Source organism: Streptomyces dengpaensis (assembly GCF_002946835.1).
GTDB lineage: Bacteria > Actinomycetota > Actinomycetes > Streptomycetales > Streptomycetaceae > Streptomyces > Streptomyces dengpaensis.
The window spans coordinates 2,931,806-2,953,108 of sequence record NZ_CP026652.1; the positions used below are offsets into that span (position 1 = coordinate 2,931,806).

The 21,303-nt window shown below is 69.2% G+C and carries 21 protein-coding genes; 12 read left to right on the top strand and 9 right to left on the bottom strand.

Translation table 11 applies throughout. The features are described from left to right. Nucleotides 1-61: 61 nt before the first annotated feature. Nucleotides 62-952, top strand: coding sequence for a 1-aminocyclopropane-1-carboxylate deaminase/D-cysteine desulfhydrase (locus C4B68_RS13280; RefSeq protein WP_240634698.1), 891 nt, complete (start codon nucleotides 62-64; stop codon nucleotides 950-952). Here C4B68_RS13280 and C4B68_RS13285 read toward each other — a convergent pair. Further along, entirely contained in the window at nucleotides 934-2,529 is a 1,596-nt protein-coding gene (locus C4B68_RS13285) for a Na+/H+ antiporter (RefSeq protein WP_099499815.1), read from the bottom strand. The two genes, C4B68_RS13280 and C4B68_RS13285, sit on opposite strands and share 19 nt — an antisense overlap. Nucleotides 2,530-2,590: 61 nt before the next feature. On the opposite strand from C4B68_RS13285, the gene C4B68_RS13290 reads away from it, so the two are divergent. The 3 genes from C4B68_RS13290 to C4B68_RS13300 all read left to right on the top strand — a co-directional run bounded on the left by C4B68_RS13290 (nucleotide 2,591) and on the right by C4B68_RS13300 (nucleotide 4,760). Next, complete coding sequence (locus C4B68_RS13290; protein WP_099499814.1) at nucleotides 2,591-2,851, top strand: UBP-type zinc finger domain-containing protein; 261 nt, start codon at nucleotides 2,591-2,593, stop codon at nucleotides 2,849-2,851. A gap of 365 nt (nucleotides 2,852-3,216) precedes the next feature. Beyond that, nucleotides 3,217-3,630: an ATP-binding protein gene (locus tag C4B68_RS13295; protein ID WP_099500023.1), complete on the top strand. Its 414-nt coding sequence runs from the start codon at nucleotides 3,217-3,219 to the stop codon at nucleotides 3,628-3,630. Next, a complete protein-coding gene (locus tag C4B68_RS13300; RefSeq protein WP_099499813.1) occupies nucleotides 3,627-4,760 on the top strand; it encodes an RNA polymerase sigma factor SigF in 1,134 nt (377 codons plus the stop codon). Before C4B68_RS13295 ends, C4B68_RS13300 begins: the two co-directional genes overlap by 4 nt. A gap of 30 nt (nucleotides 4,761-4,790) precedes the next feature. Here C4B68_RS13300 and C4B68_RS13305 read toward each other — a convergent pair whose 3' ends face one another. Further along, nucleotides 4,791-5,246, bottom strand: a complete 456-nt coding sequence (locus C4B68_RS13305; protein WP_099499812.1) for a hypothetical protein — start codon at nucleotides 5,244-5,246, stop codon at nucleotides 4,791-4,793. Between the two features lie 198 nt (nucleotides 5,247-5,444). Here C4B68_RS13305 and C4B68_RS13315 point away from each other — a divergent pair, with 198 nt between their 5' ends. Continuing rightward, entirely contained in the window at nucleotides 5,445-6,413 is a 969-nt protein-coding gene (locus tag C4B68_RS13315; RefSeq protein ID WP_099499811.1) for a diacylglycerol/lipid kinase family protein, read from the top strand. Nucleotides 6,414-6,732: 319 nt separating this feature from the next. Continuing rightward, nucleotides 6,733-6,990: a WhiB family transcriptional regulator gene (locus tag C4B68_RS13320; protein WP_016639615.1), complete on the top strand. Its 258-nt coding sequence runs from the start codon at nucleotides 6,733-6,735 to the stop codon at nucleotides 6,988-6,990. Nucleotides 6,991-7,219: 229 nt separating this feature from the next. Here the strand turns inward: C4B68_RS13320 and C4B68_RS13325 are convergent, their stop codons facing one another. Continuing rightward, nucleotides 7,220-8,686: a sensor histidine kinase gene (locus C4B68_RS13325; protein WP_167459304.1), complete on the bottom strand. Its 1,467-nt coding sequence runs from the start codon at nucleotides 8,684-8,686 to the stop codon at nucleotides 7,220-7,222. A gap of 612 nt (nucleotides 8,687-9,298) precedes the next feature. Between C4B68_RS13325 and nagB the strand changes: the two genes are divergently transcribed. Further along, entirely contained in the window at nucleotides 9,299-10,084 is a 786-nt protein-coding gene (gene nagB / locus C4B68_RS13330) for a glucosamine-6-phosphate deaminase (RefSeq protein WP_099499809.1), read from the top strand. Between the two features lie 243 nt (nucleotides 10,085-10,327). On the opposite strand, the gene C4B68_RS13335 is transcribed toward nagB, so the two are convergent. The 4 genes from C4B68_RS13335 to C4B68_RS13350 form a co-directional block, all read right to left on the bottom strand. Then, nucleotides 10,328-11,827 (bottom strand): glycoside hydrolase family 3 protein, encoded by a 1,500-nt coding sequence (locus tag C4B68_RS13335; RefSeq protein ID WP_099499808.1) that lies wholly within the window; start codon nucleotides 11,825-11,827, stop codon nucleotides 10,328-10,330. A 10-nt stretch (nucleotides 11,828-11,837) separates the two neighbouring features. Then, nucleotides 11,838-12,668, bottom strand: a complete 831-nt coding sequence (locus C4B68_RS13340) for a carbohydrate ABC transporter permease (protein ID WP_099499807.1) — start codon at nucleotides 12,666-12,668, stop codon at nucleotides 11,838-11,840. Next, the gene (locus tag C4B68_RS13345; protein ID WP_099500022.1) at nucleotides 12,665-13,654 is read right to left on the bottom strand and encodes a carbohydrate ABC transporter permease; all 990 of its coding nucleotides are present in this window, start codon (nucleotides 13,652-13,654) and stop codon (nucleotides 12,665-12,667) included. The genes C4B68_RS13340 and C4B68_RS13345 overlap by 4 nt, the downstream gene beginning before the upstream one ends. Before the next feature lie 160 nt (nucleotides 13,655-13,814). Beyond that, nucleotides 13,815-15,098 (bottom strand): extracellular solute-binding protein, encoded by a 1,284-nt coding sequence (locus C4B68_RS13350; RefSeq protein WP_099499806.1) that lies wholly within the window; start codon nucleotides 15,096-15,098, stop codon nucleotides 13,815-13,817. A 415-nt stretch (nucleotides 15,099-15,513) separates the two neighbouring features. Here C4B68_RS13350 and C4B68_RS13355 point away from each other — a divergent pair, with 415 nt between their 5' ends. The 5 genes from C4B68_RS13355 to mctP all read left to right on the top strand — a co-directional run bounded on the left by C4B68_RS13355 (nucleotide 15,514) and on the right by mctP (nucleotide 20,651). Continuing rightward, the gene (locus tag C4B68_RS13355; RefSeq protein ID WP_099499805.1) at nucleotides 15,514-16,278 is read left to right on the top strand and encodes a GntR family transcriptional regulator; all 765 of its coding nucleotides are present in this window, start codon (nucleotides 15,514-15,516) and stop codon (nucleotides 16,276-16,278) included. 75 nt (nucleotides 16,279-16,353) lie between these two features. Beyond that, nucleotides 16,354-18,489, top strand: a complete 2,136-nt coding sequence (locus tag C4B68_RS13360; protein WP_099499804.1) for a carbon starvation CstA family protein — start codon at nucleotides 16,354-16,356, stop codon at nucleotides 18,487-18,489. Beyond that, the gene (locus tag C4B68_RS13365) at nucleotides 18,464-18,661 is read left to right on the top strand and encodes a YbdD/YjiX family protein (protein ID WP_099499803.1); all 198 of its coding nucleotides are present in this window, start codon (nucleotides 18,464-18,466) and stop codon (nucleotides 18,659-18,661) included. Before C4B68_RS13360 ends, C4B68_RS13365 begins: the two co-directional genes overlap by 26 nt. Nucleotides 18,662-18,789: 128 nt before the next feature. After that, nucleotides 18,790-19,044, top strand: coding sequence for a DUF3311 domain-containing protein (locus C4B68_RS13370; RefSeq protein WP_099499802.1), 255 nt, complete (start codon nucleotides 18,790-18,792; stop codon nucleotides 19,042-19,044). Further along, the gene (gene mctP / locus C4B68_RS13375) at nucleotides 19,041-20,651 is read left to right on the top strand and encodes a monocarboxylate uptake permease MctP (protein ID WP_099499801.1); all 1,611 of its coding nucleotides are present in this window, start codon (nucleotides 19,041-19,043) and stop codon (nucleotides 20,649-20,651) included. Before C4B68_RS13370 ends, mctP begins: the two co-directional genes overlap by 4 nt. Nucleotides 20,652-20,719: 68 nt before the next feature. Here mctP and C4B68_RS13380 read toward each other — a convergent pair whose 3' ends face one another. Beyond that, a complete protein-coding gene (locus tag C4B68_RS13380) occupies nucleotides 20,720-21,034 on the bottom strand; it encodes a type II toxin-antitoxin system PemK/MazF family toxin (RefSeq protein WP_099499800.1) in 315 nt (104 codons plus the stop codon). Beyond that, nucleotides 21,024-21,263, bottom strand: a complete 240-nt coding sequence (locus C4B68_RS13385; RefSeq protein ID WP_099499799.1) for a ribbon-helix-helix protein, CopG family — start codon at nucleotides 21,261-21,263, stop codon at nucleotides 21,024-21,026. The genes C4B68_RS13380 and C4B68_RS13385 overlap by 11 nt, the downstream gene beginning before the upstream one ends. Nucleotides 21,264-21,303 lie beyond the last annotated feature (40 nt).

Consider the following 21,303-nt stretch of genomic DNA (forward strand, 5'->3'; position numbering starts at 1 on the left):
CGTCCCCGGCGTCCCCGAAGCGCTCGGCCCGACCGGCCCGCGGCCGCGACTTCCGTCGCCGCTGCGGGAGGCCGCGGACGAGCGCTTCGCCCGCCACGGCGTCCGGCTGCTGCTCAAGCGGGACGATCTGATCCACCCGGAGCTCGTCGGCAACAAGTGGCGGAAGCTGACCCCGAACCTGGAGGCCGCGGCGGGCCGCACGGTGGTCACCTTCGGCGGCGCGTACTCGAACCATCTGCGCGCCACGGCCGCCGCGGGCCGCCTCCTCGGACTGCCCACCGTCGGTGTGATCCGCGGCCAGGAGCTGGCCGACCGCCCCCTCAATCCCTCACTCGCCCGGTGCGCCGCCGACGGCATGCGCCTGCACTTCGTCGACAGATCGACGTACCGCCGCAAGGCGCAGCCGGAGACGCTGGCCGCCATCCTGCGCGCGGTGGACGCCGAGGACGCGTACGTCGTGCCCGAGGGCGGCAGCAACTCCCCCGCCGTACGCGGCTGTCAGGCGCTCGGCGCGGAACTGCGCGACCACGGCGGTGTCGACGTGGCCGCCGTCGCCTGCGGTACCGGCGGCACCCTCGCGGGCCTGGCCGCCGGACTCGCCCCCGGCCAGCGCGCCCTCGGCATCCCCGTCCTCAAGGGCGGCTTCCTCGGCGCCGGCATAGAGGCCCTCCAGCAGGCCGCCTTCGGCGCCCGCCGCGGCACCTGGTCCCTCGACGACCGCTTCCACTGCGGCGGCTACGCCCGCACCACCCAGGAACTCGACGCCTTCGCCGAGGACTTCGAGCAACGCCACGGACTGCCCGTGGAACGTCTCTATGTCGCCAAAATGCTGTACGGACTTGTCGCCCTCGCAGCGGAGGGCGCGTTCCCGCGCGGGACGACGGTCGCCGCGGTGATCACCGGGGCGCCGTTCCCGGACGCGGGTCCTGGGTCTCAGGTCGCCTCCCGGTAGGCCGCCGCCTCCTCCAGGTCCAGTCGGCGCAGCAGGGTCCGCAGCATCTCGTCGTCGATGAAGCGGTGGTCCCGGAGCGTGACGAAGACCTCGCGCTCGGCGCCGATCATCTCGCGCGCCAGTCGCCGGTAGGTGTCGTCGGCGGTCTCGCCGGTGATCGGGTTGACCCCGCCGAGGCGCTCCCAGACGGCGTTGCGGCGCCGTTCGAGGACGGCGCGCAGACGCTCGGCGAGGGGCGGCGGCAGGGCGTTGCGCTCGTCGCTGAGGAGTTCGTCGAGGCGCTGTTCGGCGGCTCGGGAGGCCTGCGCCTGGGCGTTGGCCTCGGCGAGCGTCTCGGCCTGTACGTCGCGCCCCGGCAGCTTCAGGAGGCGGATCAGCGGGGGCAGCGTCAGCCCCTGCACGACCAGGGTTCCGATGACCGTCGTGAAGGTCAGGAAGAGGATCAGATTGCGATCGGGAAAGGGCTCGCCACCGTGCATGGTGAGCGGGATGGAGAAGGCGATGGCGAGGGAGACCACGCCCCGCATGCCGGCCCAGCCGACGATGAACGGCGCCTTCCAGGTGGGGTTCTCCTCACGCTCCCGGATCCGGGACGACAGCAGGCGCGGCAGAAAAGCCGACGGATAGATCCACGCGAACCGGGCCGCGACCACGATGAGGAAGACGGCCACCGCGTACCAGGCGGCGGTTCCCCCCTCGTACTGCCCGAGCCCCTGCAGGACGACCGGCAGTTGCAGCCCGATCAGCGCGAACACCGCCGACTCCAGGATGAAGGCGACCATCTTCCACACCGCCTCCTCCTGGAGCCGGGTCGCGAAGTCCACCTCCCAGGCGCGATGCCCGAGGTAGAGGGCGACGACGACCACGGCGAGCACTCCGGAGGCGTGCACCTGCTCGGCGGCCCCGTAGGCGGCGAACGGGATCAGCAAGGAGAGGGTGTTCTGGAGAAGCGCCTCCTTCAAGTGGGTGCGCAGCCAGTGGATGGGGATCATCAGGACGAGCCCGACGGCGACGCCGCCGACCGCCGCGACCAGGAATTCGCCGATGCCGCCCGCCCAGGTCGCGCCCTCGCCGATCGCGGCGGCGATCGCCACCTTGTAGGCGGTGATCGCGGTCGCGTCGTTCACCAGGGACTCGCCCTGCAGGATCGTGGTGAGCCGCGAGGGAAGCCCCACCCGGCGCGCCACCGCCGTCGCGGCGACCGCGTCCGGCGGCGCCACCACCGCCCCCAGGACCAGCGCCGCGGTCAGCGGCATGCTCGGCACGAGCACATACACGGCCCAGCCGACCACGAGGGTCGCGAAGAGGACGTACCCGACCGACAACAGCGCGACGGGCCTCAGTTGCGCCCGCAGATCGAGGTACGAGCTGTCGGTGGCCGCCGTGTACAGCAGCGGTGGCAGCATCAGCGGGAGCACGACTTCGGGGTCGAGTTCGTACGCGGGCACCCCGGGGACGTACGACACCGCCAGGCCCACCGCGACGAGCAGGAGGGGTGCGGGGACCGGGGTGCGGCGGGCGGCGCCGGCGACCGCCGCGCTGACCGCGACCAGCAATAGCAGTGGCAAAACATGCATCGTCTTCCGCCCGCCCTCGTTTCCGCGCGACTTCCCGCACACCCGACGTAACCTGGCCATCATGAAACAGTGCACGCACGCCGACGCGCTGCCGCACCCCGCGCCCGAGCCCCTGAGCGAGACCTGTCTGGAGTGCCTCGCCGCCGGCACCGACCCGGTCCATCTGCGGCTGTGTCTGGAGTGCGGGCACCTGGGCTGCTGCGACTCCTCGCCGCTGCGGCACGCGACGGAGCACTTCAAGGAGAGCGGACACGCGATCATGCGCTCCTTCGAGCCCGGGGAGAGCTGGCGCTGGTGCTTCGTCGACCACGTCCTCGTATGACTCCGACTCTGATGACTCTGACTCTGACTCTGAACCGGCGACCACGGACGCCTGTGACACGGCGACCACGGACTCTTGGGGTTTGGCCGTCACGGACGCGTGCGACCCTGGATCCGGACGGTTCGACGGTCTGACGCCTGGGTACGTCAACCCGGCGCGCGCTCTTCCTATTTGGGCCCGCAGACCCCTAGCCACTGTCCGTACTCATGGGCTTACTATGAGTGACAGGAAGGCGCGGGGTCCCCGGGACAGAAAACTTGGGAGCGCGGTAGCGTCACCGCTGAACCACGTAGCGCGTTACCCCCGGGGGGCGACCCTCGGCCCCGAAAGAGCTCGAATGAGCTTGTACCACCATGGAGGTGAGGGTGTCCCAGATCGCAGGCGAGCCCGCGACCAAGGACTTCGTGGAAGTCCGGCTGCCGGCCGCGGGTGCCTACCTGTCGGTGCTGCGCACGGCCACGGCCGGACTCGCGGCCCGTTTGGACTTCACCCTCGACGAGATCGAGGACCTGCGCATCGCGGTCGACGAGGCCTGCGCGATCCTGCTGCAGCATGCCGTTCCCGGCTCGGTGCTCAGCTGTGTCTTCCGGCTCATCGAGGACTCGCTGGAGGTCACCGTCGCGGCGCCGACCACGGACGGTCACGCTCCCTCCCGGGACACCTTCGCGTGGACCGTCCTCTCGGCCCTCGCCGGCAAGGTCGACTCGACCGTCGCCGAGGACAAGACCGTTTCGATCAGCCTCTACAAACAGCGCGGCGCCGGACCCGGGCCGGCGTGAGGAACGGGGACGGGCCGGTGCGGGACGAAGAGCGCGGCACACGAAAGCTTCCGGCCGAGCGTGTCGACGGCCTGGGCGGGCCGCGGCGTACGGCGGACGGCGTCGACGGCATCCCCGAGCAGGCCCGGCCGCACCCGGTGGACGGCGCCTCCTCGGCCGTGTCCGAAGCGCCGGTCGACAAGGAACGGGAGAGGCTCTCCGGCCAGGAAGACGGGCAATGGGATCCGGAGGGGGCCGCACGGAGCACGTCCTCGGAGGGGCGACGGCTGGTGACGGGCGGGACTATGAGCGAGCACGAGCAACACGACAAGCCAGAAACGCAGAGCGTGCAGGCCGCGCAGCACGGGCCCAGCGCCCAGCACATCCAGCACCACCCCCAGGACCGCAGCGGGGCACGGGCGATGTTCGTCGAGCTGCGCAAGCTTCAGGAGGGCAGCGCCGAGTACGCGGAGCTGCGCAACCAGCTGGTCCGTATGCACCTCCCGCTCGTCGAGCACCTCGCGCGCCGCTTCCGCAACCGCGGGGAGCCGCTCGACGATCTCACCCAGGTCGCCACCATCGGCCTGATCAAGTCGGTCGACCGCTTCGACCCGGAGCGCGGCGTCGAGTTCTCGACGTACGCGACCCCGACGGTCGTCGGCGAGATCAAGCGGCACTTCCGCGACAAGGGCTGGGCGGTGCGGGTGCCGCGTCGGCTGCAGGAGCTGCGGCTCTCGCTCACCACGGCGACCGCGGAGCTCTCGCAGCTGCACGGCCGCTCCCCCACGGTCCACGAACTGGCCGAGAAGCTGGCGATCTCGGAGGAGGAGGTCCTGGAGGGCCTGGAGTCCGCCAACGCGTACTCCACGCTGTCCCTGGACGTCCCCGACACGGACGACGAGTCCCCGGCCGTCGCGGACACCCTGGGCGCGGAGGACGAGGCCCTGGAGGGCGTCGAGTACCGCGAGTCCCTCAAGCCGCTCCTTGAGGACCTGCCGCCGCGGGAGAAGCGGATCCTGCTCCTTCGCTTCTTCGGCAACATGACGCAGTCGCAGATCGCGCAGGAGGTCGGCATCTCGCAGATGCATGTGTCGCGCCTGCTGGCGCGCACGCTGGCCCAGCTCCGCGAGAAGCTCCTCGTCGAGGAGTGAGACGACCGGCGCCTCTGGTCTTGGCGGGTCCTACTTCTGGTCCTGTACGTCGTCGGCGCCGGGCCCTCTGATTCCGAGGGCCCGCGTCGTCGCGGGGTTGACGAGCAGGACGAGCGCCGCGACCGCGACGACCGCCAGGGCGATACCGCCGGGGATCGTCATGCTGTCGGCCTGGAGCAGGTTGTAGGCCACGGGCAGCGCCATGATCTGGGTGATGACGGCCGGGCCCCGGCTCCAGCTGCGGCGCAGCAGCAGTCCGCGCGCGGCCAGCAGCGGCAGCAGGGCGAGCACGATCAGCGTCACACCGCCGGTGACGGCCTGCTGCCGGTCATCGGGGCTGCCCGTGAGGCCCAGGACGAGTACGTAGACACCGCCCACGACGAGGGCGAGCCCCTCCAGCGCGGCCAGCGCCGCCGCGGCGGTCAGCCGCCCGGGGCGGGGTTCTGCGGTCGGGGCGTCGGGAGTGGGGTTCTGCTCAGGGCTCACCCCTGAAGAGTAGCCGCCGGGGTCAGCCGCGCCTCGGCCCCCACCGCCCGCCGCGCCTCGGCCCCCACCGCCCGCCAGGGCGCGGGCCCGCCACGCCCCGGGTTCGAGCCGCCACTGTGCGCAAGCCCACTCCCGATCCCTTCTCCGATCCCAGCCTCGCCCTTCGCCGAGTACCCCCCAGTAGGTACGCTGCATCGCATGCGTGCACTTCTCGTGGTCAATCCGGCGGCAACCACCACAAGTGCGCGTACGCGTGACGTACTGATCCATGCGCTGGCCAGCGAGATGAAGCTGGAGGCGGTCACCACCGAGTACCGCGGGCACGCCCGGGACCTCGCCCGGCAGGCCTCGGAGAGCAAGGACATCGACCTGGTCGTGGCCCTCGGCGGCGACGGCACGGTCAACGAGGTCGTGAACGGCCTGCTCCACCACGGTCCCGACCCGGAGCGCCAGCCCCGTCTCGCCGTGGTTCCGGGCGGCTCCACCAACGTCTTCGCCCGCGCCCTGGGCCTGCCGAACGAACCGGTGGAGGCCACCGGCGCCCTGCTGGACGCGCTGCGCGAGGAGCGTGAGCGCACCATCGGCCTGGGCATCGCCGCGGGCACGCCCGGCACGGCGGACGAGGGCGTGCCCTCCCGCTGGTTCACCTTCTGCGCCGGCCTCGGCTTCGACGCGGGGGTGGTCGGCCGGGTCGAGCAGCAGCGCGAGCGCGGCAGACGTTCGACGCATGCGCTGTATCTCCGCCAATCGGTACGCCAGTTTTTGGACGAACCTCACCGCCGGAACGGAACGATCACCCTGGAGTGCCCCGGCGCGGAGCCGGTCACCGATCTGGTCCTGTCCATCATCTGCAACACCGCGCCGTGGACGTTTCTCGGCAATCGCCCGGTGTACGCGTCGCCTAAGGCGTCGTTCGATACAGGGCTCGACGTACTCGGTCTCAGCCGCATGTCGACGGCCGCGCTCGCCCGGTATGCCACGCAGTTGCTCACTTCGTCCCCCGAGCGCGGACCCCATGGCAAGCACGCCACGTCCCTGCACGATCTGACGGACTTCACCTTGCATTCGAAGGTGCCGCTCCCCCTTCAGATGGACGGTGACCACCTGGGACTGCGCACCAGCGTGACGTTCACAGGCGTACGCCGTGCACTGCGTGTGATTGTGTGAGTAGAAGGGGCCAAAGTCCTTTCACTCGAACGTTTAGGCCAGGATCCACCCCATGGAAGTACGGCTGTGACCTAGTCGACACCGAGGAATCAAAAAAAACTTTCCGGAAGGGGTTGTATCCGCCGCTGAGGTTTGCGAGTCTCTACGTGGCGCTCGGGACGGCCCGCTTCATCGGCCCCGCAGAGAGCCAGAACCCCTCCTCACATCACAGGACCACGTCAGGCCATCCTGACAGTCGGCCCTTTGCTCGTTGAGGGATTCGTGAAAGCGTTCACATTCACAAGCAACCTGCATGTAATACCACGGAGAGGTAGCAGCCATGGACTGGCGTCACAACGCCGTTTGCCGCGAGGAAGACCCCGAGCTCTTCTTCCCCATCGGCAACACCGGTCCTGCGCTGCTGCAGATCGAGGAAGCCAAGGCCGTCTGCCGCCGCTGCCCCGTCATGGAGCAGTGCCTGCAGTGGGCGCTCGAGTCCGGCCAGGACTCCGGCGTCTGGGGTGGCCTCAGCGAGGACGAGCGCCGCGCGATGAAGCGCCGCGCCGCCCGCAACCGGGCCCGTCAGGCCTCCGCCTGACGCCCCACCCCGCACGAGCCTGAGCCTGGCGGCGCGTACAGCGAGTACGCATCTCCCGTTCCCGAGCCGCAGCGCGCAGTACCCCCGATGCGCTTTTGAGCAACGAGCTTTCAGCCCCGGATCACCCAGTGGTCCGGGGCTCATCGCTGTTTGCGTCTGTACGGATTGCTCCCGGCGCCGGCGTGCGGATTGCCCCCGGCGTCGACGGTGCCAGGCCCTTGGACGTTGACTACTTGTGAGCCCGCACCGGGATGTCCAGGATGACCTGCGTGCCGCGCTCCGGGGCCGCCACCATGTCGAAGGTGCCGCCCAACTCGCCCTCCACCAGCGTCCGTACGATCTGCAGGCCGAGGTTGCCCGAGCGGTGCGGGTCGAAGCCCTCGGGGAGACCGACCCCGTCGTCCTGGACCGTGACCAGCAGGCGAGCGTCCTTGGTGGTGCCGCCGCGGACCGCCGAGACCTCGACGGTGCCACGGTCGCCCTCGCGGAAGCCGTGTTCCAGCGCGTTCTGCAGAATCTCGGTGAGGACCATGGAGAGCGGGGTCGCGACCTCGGCGTCCAGGATCCCGAAGCGGCCGGTGCGCCGGCCGGTGACCTTGCCCGGCGAGATCTCGGCGACCATGGCGAGCACCCGGTCGGCGATCTCGTCGAACTCCACGCGTTCGTCCAGGTTCTGAGACAGCGTCTCATGCACGATCGCGATCGAACCGACCCGCCGTACGGCCTCCTCCAGGGCCTCGCGGCCGCGCTCCGACTCGATGCGCCGGGCCTGGAGCCGCAGCAGCGCCGCCACCGTCTGGAGGTTGTTCTTCACCCGGTGGTGGATCTCCCGGATGGTCGCGTCCTTGGTGATCAACTCGCGCTCGCGGCGCCGCAGTTCGGTGACGTCGCGCAGCAGGACGAGCGAACCGACGCGCGTGCCCTTGGGCTTGAGGGGGATCGCGCGCAGCTGGATCACGCCGTCGCCGCACTCGATCTCGAACTCGCGGGGCGCCCAGCCGCTGGCGACCTTGGCGATCGCCTCGTCCACCGGCCCGCGGGACGGAGCGAGTTCCGCGGTGGTCGCCCCGAGGTTGTGGCCCACCAGGTCGGCGGCCAGGCCGAGGCGGTGGTACGCCGACAGCGCGTTCGGAGATGCGTACTGGACGATGCCGTCCGCGTCGAGCCGGATCAGCCCGTCGCCGACCCGCGGCGAGGCGTCCATGTCGACCTGCTGGTCGGGGAACGGGAAGGCCCCCGCCGCGATCATCTGGGCGAGGTCGGAGGCGCTCTGGAGGTACGTGAGCTCGAGGCGGCTCGGGGTGCGCACGGTGAGCAGGTTGGTGTTGCGGGCGATGACGCCGAGGACGCGCCCCTCACGTCGTACGGGAATGGACTCGACCCGGACCGGGACCTCTTCGCGCCACTCCGGGTCGCCCTCGCGCACGATCCGGCCCTCGTCGAGCGCGACGTCCAGCATGGGGCGGCGGCCGCGCGGGACGAGGTGGCCGACCATGTCGTCCTGGTACGAGGTGGGGCCGGTGTTGGGCCGCATCTGGGCGACGGAGACATAGCGCGTGCCGTCGCGGGTGGGGACCCACAGGACGAGGTCGGCGAAGGAGAGGTCGGAGAGCAGCTGCCACTCCGAGACCAGCAGATGCAGCCACTCGAGGTCGGAGTCACCCAGGGCGGTGTGCTGGCGTACGAGGTCGTTCATGGAGGGCACGTCTGCGAGCGTACCCGCCGAATACGACAGGCCTCGAAAACAGCGACCGCACCCCCCGTACGGAGCCCGGAAACACCCGCGGGCCGCGGCGCCTGGGAGGGACCCTCAACCCTCCCGGCACCGCAGCCCGGAGCAACAACGGCCACGGGTGTGCGGTCCCGGTCGGCCGAAGAGAGGAGCCGGAGCAGTCAGGGCAGAGAGCGCCGGTTCCTCGGTCCGCCTTCCTGTGCGGGGAAGACGGAGGCTTTGCTTACTCGCTCAAGCATTGTGGACTAGACCATGGTCCTGCGTCCATGTGTCTTCTGTCCATGCGTCGGCGGCTGTTTGTTGTTGTCCGCTTATCCAACATCCAACTGCGTCCACCCCGCAGACTAGCCCGCTTCGGTGCGCGGCTGGGACGGATTGGCCCATCAGTTGGGCCGGATCGCCGTGGGGCGTCCGGCGAGCGCCTTCAGTGGCAGCGCCCGTCCGGCGCGTCCGGGCAAGGCGGCCTTCGGGACGACGGAAGAAGGGCTCTCTGGTAGATTGGTCTATACCACATATGCCCTCCTTCCGGGTTCCAGTTGAGTCCCTGAGTCCCCTCTCCAGATCGGCAGGCCCAGCGTGGAAGTTGTCATCGTTCCGGACGCCGAGGCGGGCGGCGAGCTGATCGCCGAGGCCATGGCGGAGCTGCTCCGGCGCAAGCCCGACGCCCTGCTCGGCGTGGCCACCGGCTCGACCCCACTGCCCATTTACGAGGCCCTGGCGGCCAAGGTGAGTTCCGGTGCCGTGGACGCCTCGGGCGCGCGGATCGCGCAGCTCGACGAGTACGTGGGGCTGCCGGCCGAGCACCCCGAGTCATACCGTTCCGTGCTGCGGCGGGAGGTGCTGGAGCCGCTGGGCCTGGGCATGGACGCGTTCATGGGGCCGGACGGCACCGCCGAGGACGTACAGGCCGCGTGCGAGGCGTACGACAAGGCGCTCGCGGAGGCCGGCGGGGTCGACCTCCAGCTGCTCGGGATCGGGACCGACGGGCACATCGGGTTCAACGAGCCGTGCTCCTCGCTCGCCTCGCGGACCCGGATCAAGACGCTGACCGAGCAGACCCGGGTCGACAACGCGCGGTTCTTCGAGGGCGACATCGAGCAGGTGCCGCACCACGTCATCACACAGGGCATCGGCACGATCCTTGAGGCGCGGCATCTGGTGCTGCTCGCGACGGGCGAGGGCAAGGCGGATGCGGTGGCCGCGACGGTGGAGGGGCCGGTGGCCGCGGTGTGCCCGGCGTCCGCGCTGCAGCTTCATCCACACGCGACCGTTGTCGTGGACGAGGCGGCTGCGTCCAAGCTGAAGCTTGCGGATTACTTTCGGCATACGTTTGCCGATAAGCCTGGCTGGCAGGGGCTTTAAGGCCCACTGGCGTGGAGGACGGCGTCGGGGCACCCCCTTGCAGGGGTGCCCCGACGCATGTGTACGTCGTGACTTTCGGTCGTCGGGCCGGTGCAGCCCGGTGGGTGGTGTGTGCCCACCCACCCCCACTCTCGGCTTCTCCCCCAGTGCCTCAAGGGCCTGGGAGGTACCCCCAGAGCGGGGGGGACCCCCATCGCCCTGCGGAACGACTGCCCACACACCACCGGCCAGCCCACATAGCCGTCACGTACCGGCGATGACCTCCGCCGCCGCCCTGCCGCAGACCCGTGCCGCGCCGTGGGTCGCGATGTGCAGGGCGCCGCGGGGTGGGGACTGGGGGACGCCCATTTCGACGACGACGGTGTCCGGGCGGGCGGTGAGGAGGGTGTCGAGGGCTGCCGCCATCCAGGGGTGGCGGTGCTCGTCGCGGACGACGGCGACGATGCGGCGGGTGCCCGCGGCGGCGAGGGCCTCGGGGCCCGCGTTCTCGCCGGTGAAGCCGGCGGTCTCGGTGCCGGGGAGCAGGCGGGCCAGTTCCGCCGCCACGCCCCAGGGGGTCTCGTCGCCGACGGCGATGTTCGCGACCGGGGTGAGGGCGGCGACGTACGGGGCGTCGGTGAGCGGGACGTACGTCTCGGAGTACGTCACCCTGAGCGCGCGACGGGCGGCGACCAGGCCGACCTCCCTGTCAGCGACACCCGCGGCGCCCGCGCCCGCGTCCGCCCCCGAGGAAGCCGCCGTCCACCGAGCCAGCTCCCGTACGCGACGCGCCGCGTCCGCGAGGCGCTCCTCGGGGAGCTCTCCCGCGCGAACCGCCGAGACAAGGGCGTCCCGCAGGCGCCGTACGGTGTCGTCGTCGGCCAGCCCTCCGCCCACGCAGATCGCGTCGGCGCCCGCGGCGATGGCGAGGACGCTGCCGCGTTCGATGCCGTAGGCCGCGGCGATGGCCTGCATCTCCATGCCGTCGGTGACGATGAGGCCGTCGTAGCCGAGTTCCTCGCGGAGCACGCCCGTGAGGATACGGCGGGAGAGGGTGGCCGGGCGGTCGGGGTCCAGGGCCGGGACCAGGATGTGGGCGCTCATCACCGCGCGGGTGCCCGCGGCGATCGCGGACCGGAACGGAGCGAGTTCGCGGGAGTGGAGCACCGACGTCTCGGCGTCGATGCGCGGCACCGCGTGGTGCGAGTCGACCGCCGTGTCGCCGTGCCCCGGGAAGTGCTTGGTGCAGGCGGCGACGCCCGCCGCCTGGAGTCCGGTGACGTAGGCGGCCGTGTGCCGGGCCACCAGGTCGGCGTCGGCGCCGAAGGACCGTACGCCGATGACCGGATTCCCCGGGTTGGAGTTCACGTCGGCGGACGGAGCCCAGTTGAGGTTGACGCCGCAGGAGGCCAGGCGCCTGCCGAGCGCGAAGGCGACCTCCCTCGTCAGCTCTACGTCGTCCACCGCGCCCAGCGCGTGGTTCCCCGGGAAGGACGAACCCGTTCGCACCTCGAGACGGGTGACGTCGCCGCCCTCCTCGTCGATCGCGACGAGGACGTCGTCGCGCTCGGCGCGCAACTGGGCGGTCAGGGCGGCCAGTTGGTCGGGCGAGGCGATGTTCCGGCCGAACAGGCCGACGGAGGCGAGGCCTTCGCCGAGGCGGCGGAGCAGCCAGTCGGGGGCCGTGGTGCCCGGGAAGCCGGGCTGGAGGACGGTGAGCGCGTCGCGGGTCAGAGTGTCTGTTCCGCTGGCGATTGTCGTCATCGGGTGGCGTTCATCCCTTCACGGCGCCTGAGACCAGGCCGCTGACGGCCTTCCGCTGCAGGAAGACGAAGAGGATCAGGATCGGTACGGCGAAGAGGGAGGCCGCTGCCATGGTGGCACCCCAGTCGTCGCCGAAGGTGGTCTGGAAGCTGGACAGCCACAGCGGCAGGGTCTGCGCTTCGGCGTTCTTGTTGAGGATGAGGACCATGGGGAACTCGTTCCAGGCGGTGATGAACCCGAAGAGCGAGGTGGCCATCAGGCCGGGTGCGAGCAGCGGGAAGATCACCTTGGTGAAGGCCTGGGTGCGGGTGCAGCCGTCGACCATGGCCGACTCCTCCAGTTCCTTCGGCACGGCGGCGACGTATCCGCGCAGCGTCAGGATGGTGAAGGGCAGCACCATGACCATGTAGAAGAAGGTCAGCGAGACCAGGCTGTTCAGCAGGTCGGCGTCGCGCACGATCATGTAGATCGCGATGACCATGACCTCCCAGGGGGCCATCTGCGCGATCATGAACGTGAGGATGAAGCCGCGTCGCCCCTTGAACCGCATCCGCGCGAGCGCGAAGGACGCGAGCAGCGCGATGACGAGCGAGAGCAGCACCGAAACGACCGTGACCGTCACGGAGTTGCCGACCAGCGTCCAGAAGTGGTCGGCGTTCACCGCCTCCTTGAAGTGCTCGAGCGTCGCGTCGGTCGGGAAGAAGACGGGGTCCTCGGCGATGATGTCGCCGGTCGGCTTGAAGGCCGTGGCGAACATCCAGTAGACGGGGAACGCGAACACCACGAAGAGAACGACCGCCGTCGCGTTGGGCCACAGACGGCCGATCAGGGATCGCTTCACAGCTCGTCCTCCTCCTGCTTGAGAACCGTGCGCAGGTAGTACGCGGTCAGGGCCAGCAGAACCAGGATGGTGAGGAACGAGATCGCCGCGCCCATTCCGTAGTGCTGGTTGCCGACGCCCTCGACGAAGGCGTAGATCGGCAGCGTTTCGGTGAGGCGATTCGGGCCGCCCTCGTTCATCGCGAAGATCTGCGGGAAGGCCTTGAAGACCCAGATGATCTCCAGGAACGTCGTGGCCCACAGGAAGGGCCGCAGGAACGGGAAGGTCACCGAGGCGAAGGACTTCCAGGCGTCGGCGCCGTCCAGCGAGGCGGCCTCGTAGAGCTCCTTGGGGATCGTGGTCGTCGCGGCGTACAGGTTGATCGCCACGAACGGGATGGACTGCCAGACGATCAGCAGGGTGACCACGGAGAAGGTGGAGAACTGGGTGCCGAGCCAGTTGTACTCGGCCATGGAGTGCCAGCCGAGCTTGTCCAGCAGCCAGTTGACGACGCCGAAGCGCGAGGCGAACAGCCACTGGTAGACGGTGGTGGCCGCGATCACGGGCATCGCCCAGGCCAGCACCAGGCCGAGCATCAGCGTCACCCGCATACGCCTGCCGAGGCGGGCCAGGAGGAGGCCTACGAGGGTGCCGAGCACCATGATGAGGGCGACGTTGGCGGCGGTGAAGACGACCGACCGTCCGACGACCTTCCAGAAGTCCGAGCCGGTCAGTACTTCCTGGTAGTTGTCGATCCCGTTCCACTCGGTGAGGTGGAGGATCAGCTGGCGCGGGTTGAGGTTCTGGAACGACAGCATGCCGTTCTTCACCAGCGGCCAGCCGAGCAGCACCGCGGTGGCCGCCAACGCCGGCAGCAGGAGCAGATAGGGGGCGGACGCGCCGCCTCGTCTCCTCGTCCGGTGCGCCCCGTCTCCCGGAGGGGACGCGTCGCTCTTGCGGACCCCGGCCGCCGGGACCGTGTCCGCGCGTTCGGTCTGCACTGACATGCTCGCCATCTCTCTAAGGCCCTGCCGCATCCTCTGTGGCCCTACCGCAACCTTTGTGGCCCTACTGGTCGACGCACCGCTGCGCCGGGGCGCCCCGCGTGGGGGTGGCGGACGCCCCGGCGCGGGGGCGTCCTGCGTGGGGACGCCCCGGCACGGGTGATCAACTCGTCTGCGAGAGGCGCTTGTTGATCTCGGCCTCGACCTGCTTGGCGGCCTCGGCGGGCGACTTGCCGTTCAGCACCGCGGTCATGTAGGTCTTGATCGGGTTCGGGGCGTTCTCGACGGCGGCCCACTCGGGGATCAGCGGCGTGGTGCCACCGCCGGCCGCGGCCGGGGCGGCGGCCACCGCGGCGGGGTTGGCCGAGAGGTTGGTCTGCAGCGACTCCTTGTTCGGGATGACGCCGTTCTCCTTGGCGAGCGCGCCCTCGAACTTGTCGGACAGGGCCAGCTTCAGGAACTCCTTGGCGAGTTCCTGCTTCTTGCTGCCCGCGGCCACCGCGAAGTTGGAGCCGCCCAGGAAGACGCCCTCGGGCTTGTCGGCCGTCTCACCCGGGATGGTGAAGTAGCCGATGTTCTTCTCGATGTCCTTGTTGGCGGCGATGGCCGTGCCGGCCTCCCAGCCCATGCCGATGAAGGCGCCGGCCTTGCCCTTGGCGAAGACCTCGGCCTGCTGCGGGGTCGCCTCGTCCTTGTCCTTGGGGGCCTTGGAGTAGGACTGGTACTCCTTGTAGATCTCCATGGCCTTGGCGACCTTCGGGTCGGCGAGGTTGGAGACGTACTTGTCGCCGTCCTTCTTCACCAGGTCGGCGCCCTGGCCGATGGTCAGGCCGTCGAAGAAGTACCAGTTCTGGCCGGGCAGGTAGATCGGCTCGGCGTCGGTCTTCTTCTCGATGGCCTGGAGGTCCTTGAAGAACTCGTCCCGGGTCTTCGGGGTGTCCTTGATGCCGGCGTCGGCCCAGACCTTCTTGTTGTAGATGACCACGCGGTTGGCGAAGTACCACGGGGCCGCGTACTGCTTGCCGTCGTAGACCGAGGACTCGTTGAGGGCCGCGGTCCAGTCGGCGCCGATCTCCGACTTGAGGGCCGAGAGGTCGGCGAGACCGCCGGTGGCGGCGTAGGCGGGGGTCTGGGTGTTGCCTACCTCGATGACGTCCGGCGGGTTCTCCTCGGAGAGCGCGGTGGTGATCTTCTGCTGGATGCCGTTCCACTGCTGGGTCTCGAACTTCAGCTTGGCGCCCGTCTGCTTCTCGAAGGCCGCCGTCAGGTCCTTGGTCCAGCCGGGAGGCGTCGAGCCGTCCATGGCCCAGACGGTCAGGGTCTCGCCCTTGAAGCCGTCGGCCCCCGCCTTCTTGCCGCTGTCGCCGTCACTGTCGTCGCCCCCGCACGCCACGACGGAGAAGATCATGCCCGCGATACCGATCGCGGCTATCAGCTTGCGCTTCACGCCACCCTCCTCAGGGATGCCACAAACCCCCCTGCTCCCCCGCGGTGACATACGTCGTGTACCGCCCGTGGGGCCGGGACTGGACCAATGGTGTAGACCAGTACGGGGGAGCTTGGCCTAGACCTAGGGGGGTGTCAAGGCATTCGCAAGCGCTCTGACCGTCCGTTACGTGACCTATATATGCAGGGACCTTTAACTAATAAAGCGACCTAACGGACAGCCTTGCCGGCGGGTCGCCGCCGACTCGCCGCGCGAGGCTCCCCGCGGTGGACTAGACCAACAGGAACGCCGACGGTATATAGAGGGGATCACGGAGCGTGCGGGGGAACACTCCCACGCGAAGCCGTGCCACGATGTCAGCCGTGGCCGATGAGGATGTCGGCCGCTTCGGCATCCGGAGCCGGGAAGGCAGAGTATGAGCACCGACGTCAGCAGTGCGGAGAACGAGGGTGGGGCCCCCATCCGTACCGCGCGCGTGCCCAAGTACTACCGCCTGAAGAAGCACCTGCTCGACATGACGGAGACGCAGTCCCCCGGCACGCCGGTACCGCCCGAGCGCACCCTGGCCGCCGAGTTCGACACCTCGCGCACCACCGTGCGCCAGGCCCTTCAGGAACTGGTAGTCGAGGGCCGCCTCGAACGCATTCAGGGCAAGGGCACGTTCGTCGCCAAGCCCAAGGTCTCCCAGGCGCTCCAACTCACCTCGTACACCGAGGACATGCGCGCCCAGGGCCTCGAGCCCACCTCGCAGCTCCTGGACATCGGCTACATCACCGCCGACGAGACCCTCGCCGGGCTGCTCGACATCACGGCCGGCGGCCGGGTGCTGCGCATCGAGCGGCTGCGCCTGGCGAGCGGCGAGCCGATGGCGATCGAGACGACCCATCTGTCCGCCAAGCGCTTCCCCGCCCTGCGCAGGTCGCTCGTCAAGTACACCTCCCTCTACACCGCGCTCGCCGAGGTGTACGACGTCCATCTCGCCGAGGCCGAGGAGACCATCGAGACCTCGCTGGCCACCCCGCGCGAGGCCGGACTGCTCGGCACCGATGTCGGCCTGCCCATGCTGATGCTCTCCCGGCACTCGCGGGACAAGCAGGGCGAGCCGGTGGAGTGGGTGCGGTCGGTGTACCGGGGGGACCGGTACAAGTTCGTCGCACGGTTGAAGCGTCCACAAGAGTAGTGCGCGTGGTGTAGCGCAACTGCCGCTCCTGCTCTACGTTCCTCCCCGTTGCCGCATGGACGGGAGGACTTCCCAGTGCGTACCGCGAACGTCCGCACCATCGTCGTCTGGACCCTCGTCGCGCTCGTCGGTGCGTCGGGCTGGTCCGTACTCGCGCTCTCCCGGGGCGAGGAGGTGTCGGCCGCCTGGATGGTCGCCGCCGCGCTCGGCTCGTACGCCATCGCCTATCGCTTCTACGCGAAGTTCATCGCGTACAAGGTGCTCAAGGTCGACAAGACCCGGGCCACCCCGGCGGAGCGGCTGAACAACGGCATCGACTTCCATCCGACGGACCGGCGCGTACTGCTCGGCCACCACTTCGCGGCGATCGCGGGCGCGGGCCCGCTGGTCGGCCCCGTACTGGCCGCGCAGATGGGCTACTTGCCCGGCACCATCTGGATCATCGTCGGGGTCATCTTCGCGGGCGCGGTCCAGGACATGGTGGTGCTGTTCTTCTCCACGCGCCGGGACGGGCGGTCGCTCGGGCAGATGGCCCGCGAGGAGATCGGCCCGTTCGGCGGGGCCGCCGCGCTGCTCGCCGCCTTCGCCATCATGATCATCCTGCTCGGTGTGCTCGCGCTGGTGATCGTGAACGCGCTCGCACAGTCGCCGTGGGGCACCTTCTCCATCGGCATGACCATCCCGATCGCCCTGCTGATGGGCTTCTACCTGCGGGTGCTGCGCCCCGGCCGGGTCGCCGAGGTCTCGCTGATCGGCGTGGCCCTCCTGTTCCTCGCCCTCGTCGCGGGCCGCTGGGTCGCCGAGTCGTCGTGGGCCGACACCTTCACGCTCGCCCCTTCCACCCTGGTGATCTGCCTGGTGGCGTACGGCTTCATCGCCTCGATCCTGCCGGTGTGGATGCTGCTGGCTCCCCGCGACTACCTCTCCACCTTCATGAAGATCGGCACGATCGGGCTGCTCGCGCTCGGGGTCGTCATCGCGCTGCCGACGCTGAAGATGGACAGCGTCACCGACTTCGCCTCGCAGGGCAACGGCCCGGTCTTCGCGGGTTCGCTCTTCCCGTTCGTCTTCATCACCATCGCCTGCGGCGCGCTCTCCGGCTTCCACTCGCTCATATCGAGCGGTACGACGCCGAAGATGATCCAGAAGGAGACGCAGGTCCGGATGATCGGATACGGCTCCATGCTGATGGAGTCGTCCGTGGCCGTGATGGCGCTGGTGGCGGCGAGCATCATCGATCCAGGGCTGTACTTCGCGATGAACGCGCCGGCGGGCGTCATCGGCACGACCGTCGAGTCGGCGTCACAGGCGGTCGCCAACTTCGGCTACACGATCTCACCGGACGACCTGGCGCGGGCGGCGAGCCAGGTCGAGGAGCAGACCCTGCTCTCCCGTACGGGCGGCGCGCCCACGCTCGCCGTCGGTGTCTCGGAGATCTTCTCCCAGGTCACGGGCGGAAGTCTGCGCGCCTTCTGGTATCACTTCGCGATCATGTTCGAGGCGCTGTTCATCCTGACCGCGCTCGACGCGGGCACGCGCGTGGGCCGCTTCATGCTCCAGGACACCCTGGGCAACCTCTACCGGCCCTTCAAGAACGTGAGCTGGAAGCCCGGCCTGGTCATCACCAGCGGGATCGTGTGCGGCCTGTGGGGTTACTTCCTGTGGATCGGCGTCCACGAACCCCTCGGCGGCATCAACCAGCTCTTCCCGATCTTCGGCATCTCGAACCAGCTGCTCGCCGCGGTCGCCCTCGCCGTCTGCACCACCCTGCTGGTGAAGTCCGGACGCCTCAAGTGGGCCTGGATCACCGGGATTCCGCTCCTCTGGGACGCGACGGTGACGCTGACCGCCAGCTACCAGAAGGTCTTCTCCAGCGATCCGCGCGTCGGTTTCTTCAAGCAACGCTCGGTCTACCAGGACGGCATCGACGCGGGAAAGGTCCTGCCGCCCGCCAAGAACATGGACGACATGCACACCATCGTCACCAACTCCACGGTGGACGGCGTCCTTTCGGCCGTCCTCGCCGTCCTCATCGTCGTCGTGATCGTGGACGCGACCAGGGTCTGTATACGGCACCTGCGCCGCCCCGCGCTGTCCACACTGAGCGAGGCGCCGTACGTGGAGTCGAAGATCGTCGCTCCGGCCGGGCTGATACCGACCCGGGAGGAGAAGGAGGAGGAGCGCGATGCGGTCGCTGCGGCGAGCCGTTAAGGGCATTCGCTGGTACGTACGGGAGCTGACGGACGAATCCGCGTACGACCGCTATGTCGCGCACCTACGGAAGGATCATCCGGACGCGCCCGTACCCTCACGCCGTGAGTTCGAGCGGGCGCGCACGGACCGGCAGGAGGCGGACCCGCGCCAGGGGTTCCGCTGCTGCTGACGGCCTTGCCCGCACCGCGACACGAAACCTCCCCATCCGTTATGCGGACTGGGGTTCCATAAAGCGGAACCGTCCTTTAGATTGCCAGCTCGTTAAACAGGTGATCAGTGAGGGGACGGAGCCGCCTTATGTCAGACGTGCCTGAAGTGAAACCACCGGTGGTGACACCGGTACGCGTAGTGATCGCCATCTGCCTGCTCGCCCCGTTCGTGGCGATGCTGTGGGTCGGCTCGTACGCGAAGACGGACCCGGCCTTCATAGGCATCCCGTTCTTCTACTGGTACCAGATGCTGTGGGTGCTCCTCTCGACCGCCCTCACGATGATCGCGTACAAGCTGTGGCAGCGTGACCAGCGCGCCCGCAAGGGGGGTGCGTCGCAGTGAAGGACGGCGTGAACGGCGTCGCGCTCGGCGTCTTCATCTTCTTCTTCCTGGCCGTCACGGTCATGGGCTTCCTGGCCGCGCGCTGGCGCAAGGCCGCGGACGAGAACAGCCTCGACGAATGGGGCCTGGGCGGCCGGTCGTTCGGCACCTGGGTCACGTGGTTCCTGCTCGGCGGCGACCTGTACACCGCGTACACCTTCGTGGCCGTACCGGCGGCGATCTACGCGGCGGGCGCGGCGGGCTTCTTCGCGGTGCCATACACCATCCTCGTGTACCCGCTGATCTTCACGTTCCTGCCGCGCCTGTGGTCGGTCTCGCACAAGCACGGATACGTGACGACCTCGGACTTCGTACGCGGCCGCTTCGGCTCCAAGGGCCTGTCCCTCGCCGTGGCCGTCACCGGCATCCTGGCCACCATGCCCTACATCGCCCTGCAGCTGGTCGGCATCCAGGCCGTCCTTGACGTGATGGGCGTGGGCGGCGGCGAGAACACGAACTGGTTCATCAAGGACCTCCCCCTCCTCATCGCCTTCGGCGTGCTGGCCGCGTACACCTACTCCTCGGGTCTGCGCGCCCCGGCCCTGATCGCGTTCGTGAAGGACACCCTGATCTACATCGTGATCGCGGTGGCCATCATCTACATCCCGATCAAGCTGGGCGGCTTCGACGAGATCTTCCAGGCGGCCACCGACAAGTACTCGGCGGCGGGCGCCGGCGGGGTCGTGCCGCCCGAGGCGGGCCAGTGGACGTACGCCACCCTCGCGCTCGGCTCGGCGCTGGCGCTGTTCATGTACCCGCACTCGATCACGGCAACGCTGTCCAGCCGCAGCCGTGAGGTGATCCGCCGCAACACCACGATCCTGCCCCTGTACTCGCTGATGCTGGGCCTGCTCGCCCTGCTCGGGTTCATGGCGATCGCGGCCGGGGTGAAGGTGCAGAACGGCCAGCTCGCCATCCCGCAGCTCTTCGAGACCATGTTCCCGGACTGGTTCGCGGGCGTGGCCTTCGCCGCCATCGGCATCGGCGCGCTCGTCCCGGCGGCCATCATGTCCATCGCCGCCGCGAACCTCTTCACGCGCAACATCTACAAGGACTTCATCAAGCCGGACGCCACCCCTCAGCAGGAGACGAAGGTTTCTAAACTTGTCTCCCTCCTTGTGAAGGTGGGCGCGCTGGTCTTCGTCCTGACGATGGACAAGACGGTGGCGATCAACTTCCAGCTGCTCGGCGGGATCTGGATCCTGCAGACCTTCCCGGCCCTGGTCGGCGGTCTGTTCACCCGCTGGTTCCACCGCTGGGCGCTGCTCACGGGCTGGGCGGTCGGCATGCTCTACGGCACGCTCGCCGCGTACGGGGTCGCCTCGCCGACGCAGAAGCACTTCGGCGGCAGCTCGAAGGAGATCCCCGGGATCGGGGAGATCGGCTACATCGGCCTGACGGCGTTCGTGCTGAACGTGGTGGTGACGGTGGCCCTCACCTTCGCCTTCCGCGCCTTCAAGGCCCCGGAGGGGATCGACGAGACGTCTCCGGAGGACTACACGGCGGACGCGGGCGACAAGGGCGTCGAGGTGGAACTGCCGCCGGCGACGGCGGGGGCGGCGCACTGACACCTGCCGGTACGTGACACGGGCCGCCGGAAAATCCGGCGGCCCGTTGCCGTACCCGGGGCATACGCTCAGAGCAGCCCCAGCACCAGCTTCACCGCGCGCTCGACGTCATCCCACTCCCCGGGGTCGACTCGGCCGAAGGAATCACCGAGCCGCTCGGGATCAACGGCCGCCATCTGCTCGACGAGCACCACCGTCGGCGTACCGTTCATATCCAGCCTCGGGTGCAGCAGCCCGGGCCGGGCGCTCGTCGACGTCGGCGCCACGATCAGCGTGGACGTGTTGAGCGCTTCGGTCTGCAGAACCACGGCATAGCGCGCACCGCGCTGCTCATGGCCGACCGCGTCCTTCCGGACGCGGAGGCGGTAGAGGTCACCACGCACGGAGGTCGTTCATTTCCTCGCGCACTTCGGCGATCTCCGCCTGGTAGGCCGGATCGTTACGCCACTCATCCAGCTCGGAGGCGGCACGCCGGTACTGTTCTCGGACGTATGCCTCGTGGATCGCCAGCCTTATGGCATCGGACGCCGTTATGTCCCGCGCCGCGGCCAGCGCGTCCAGCTCACGGTGCGTCTCGGCGTCCGGACGAAAACTGATGGTTTTCGGCGTCATACGGGAAGCGTAATACGTAGCGCATTACACCCGCCAGTTC

Excerpts from the sequence above, each read along its gene's own strand:
- C4B68_RS13285 (WP_099499815.1), bottom strand. The coding sequence starts at position 2,529 with ATGCATGTTTTGCCACTGCTATTGCTGGTCGCGGTCAGCGCGGCGGTC.
- C4B68_RS13290 (WP_099499814.1), top strand. The coding sequence starts at position 2,591 with ATGAAACAGTGCACGCACGCCGACGCGCTGCCGCACCCCGCGCCCGAG.
- C4B68_RS13315 (WP_099499811.1), top strand. The coding sequence starts at position 5,445 with ATGCGTGCACTTCTCGTGGTCAATCCGGCGGCAACCACCACAAGTGCG.
- C4B68_RS13320 (WP_016639615.1), top strand. The coding sequence starts at position 6,733 with ATGGACTGGCGTCACAACGCCGTTTGCCGCGAGGAAGACCCCGAGCTC.
- C4B68_RS13325 (WP_167459304.1), bottom strand. The coding sequence starts at position 8,686 with ATGAACGACCTCGTACGCCAGCACACCGCCCTGGGTGACTCCGACCTC.
- C4B68_RS13335 (WP_099499808.1), bottom strand. The coding sequence starts at position 11,827 with ATGACGACAATCGCCAGCGGAACAGACACTCTGACCCGCGACGCGCTC.
- C4B68_RS13345 (WP_099500022.1), bottom strand. The coding sequence starts at position 13,654 with ATGTCAGTGCAGACCGAACGCGCGGACACGGTCCCGGCGGCCGGGGTC.
- C4B68_RS13355 (WP_099499805.1), top strand. The coding sequence starts at position 15,514 with ATGAGCACCGACGTCAGCAGTGCGGAGAACGAGGGTGGGGCCCCCATC.
- C4B68_RS13365 (WP_099499803.1), top strand. The coding sequence starts at position 18,464 with ATGCGGTCGCTGCGGCGAGCCGTTAAGGGCATTCGCTGGTACGTACGG.
- C4B68_RS13370 (WP_099499802.1), top strand. The coding sequence starts at position 18,790 with ATGTCAGACGTGCCTGAAGTGAAACCACCGGTGGTGACACCGGTACGC.
- C4B68_RS13385 (WP_099499799.1), bottom strand. The coding sequence starts at position 21,263 with ATGACGCCGAAAACCATCAGTTTTCGTCCGGACGCCGAGACGCACCGT.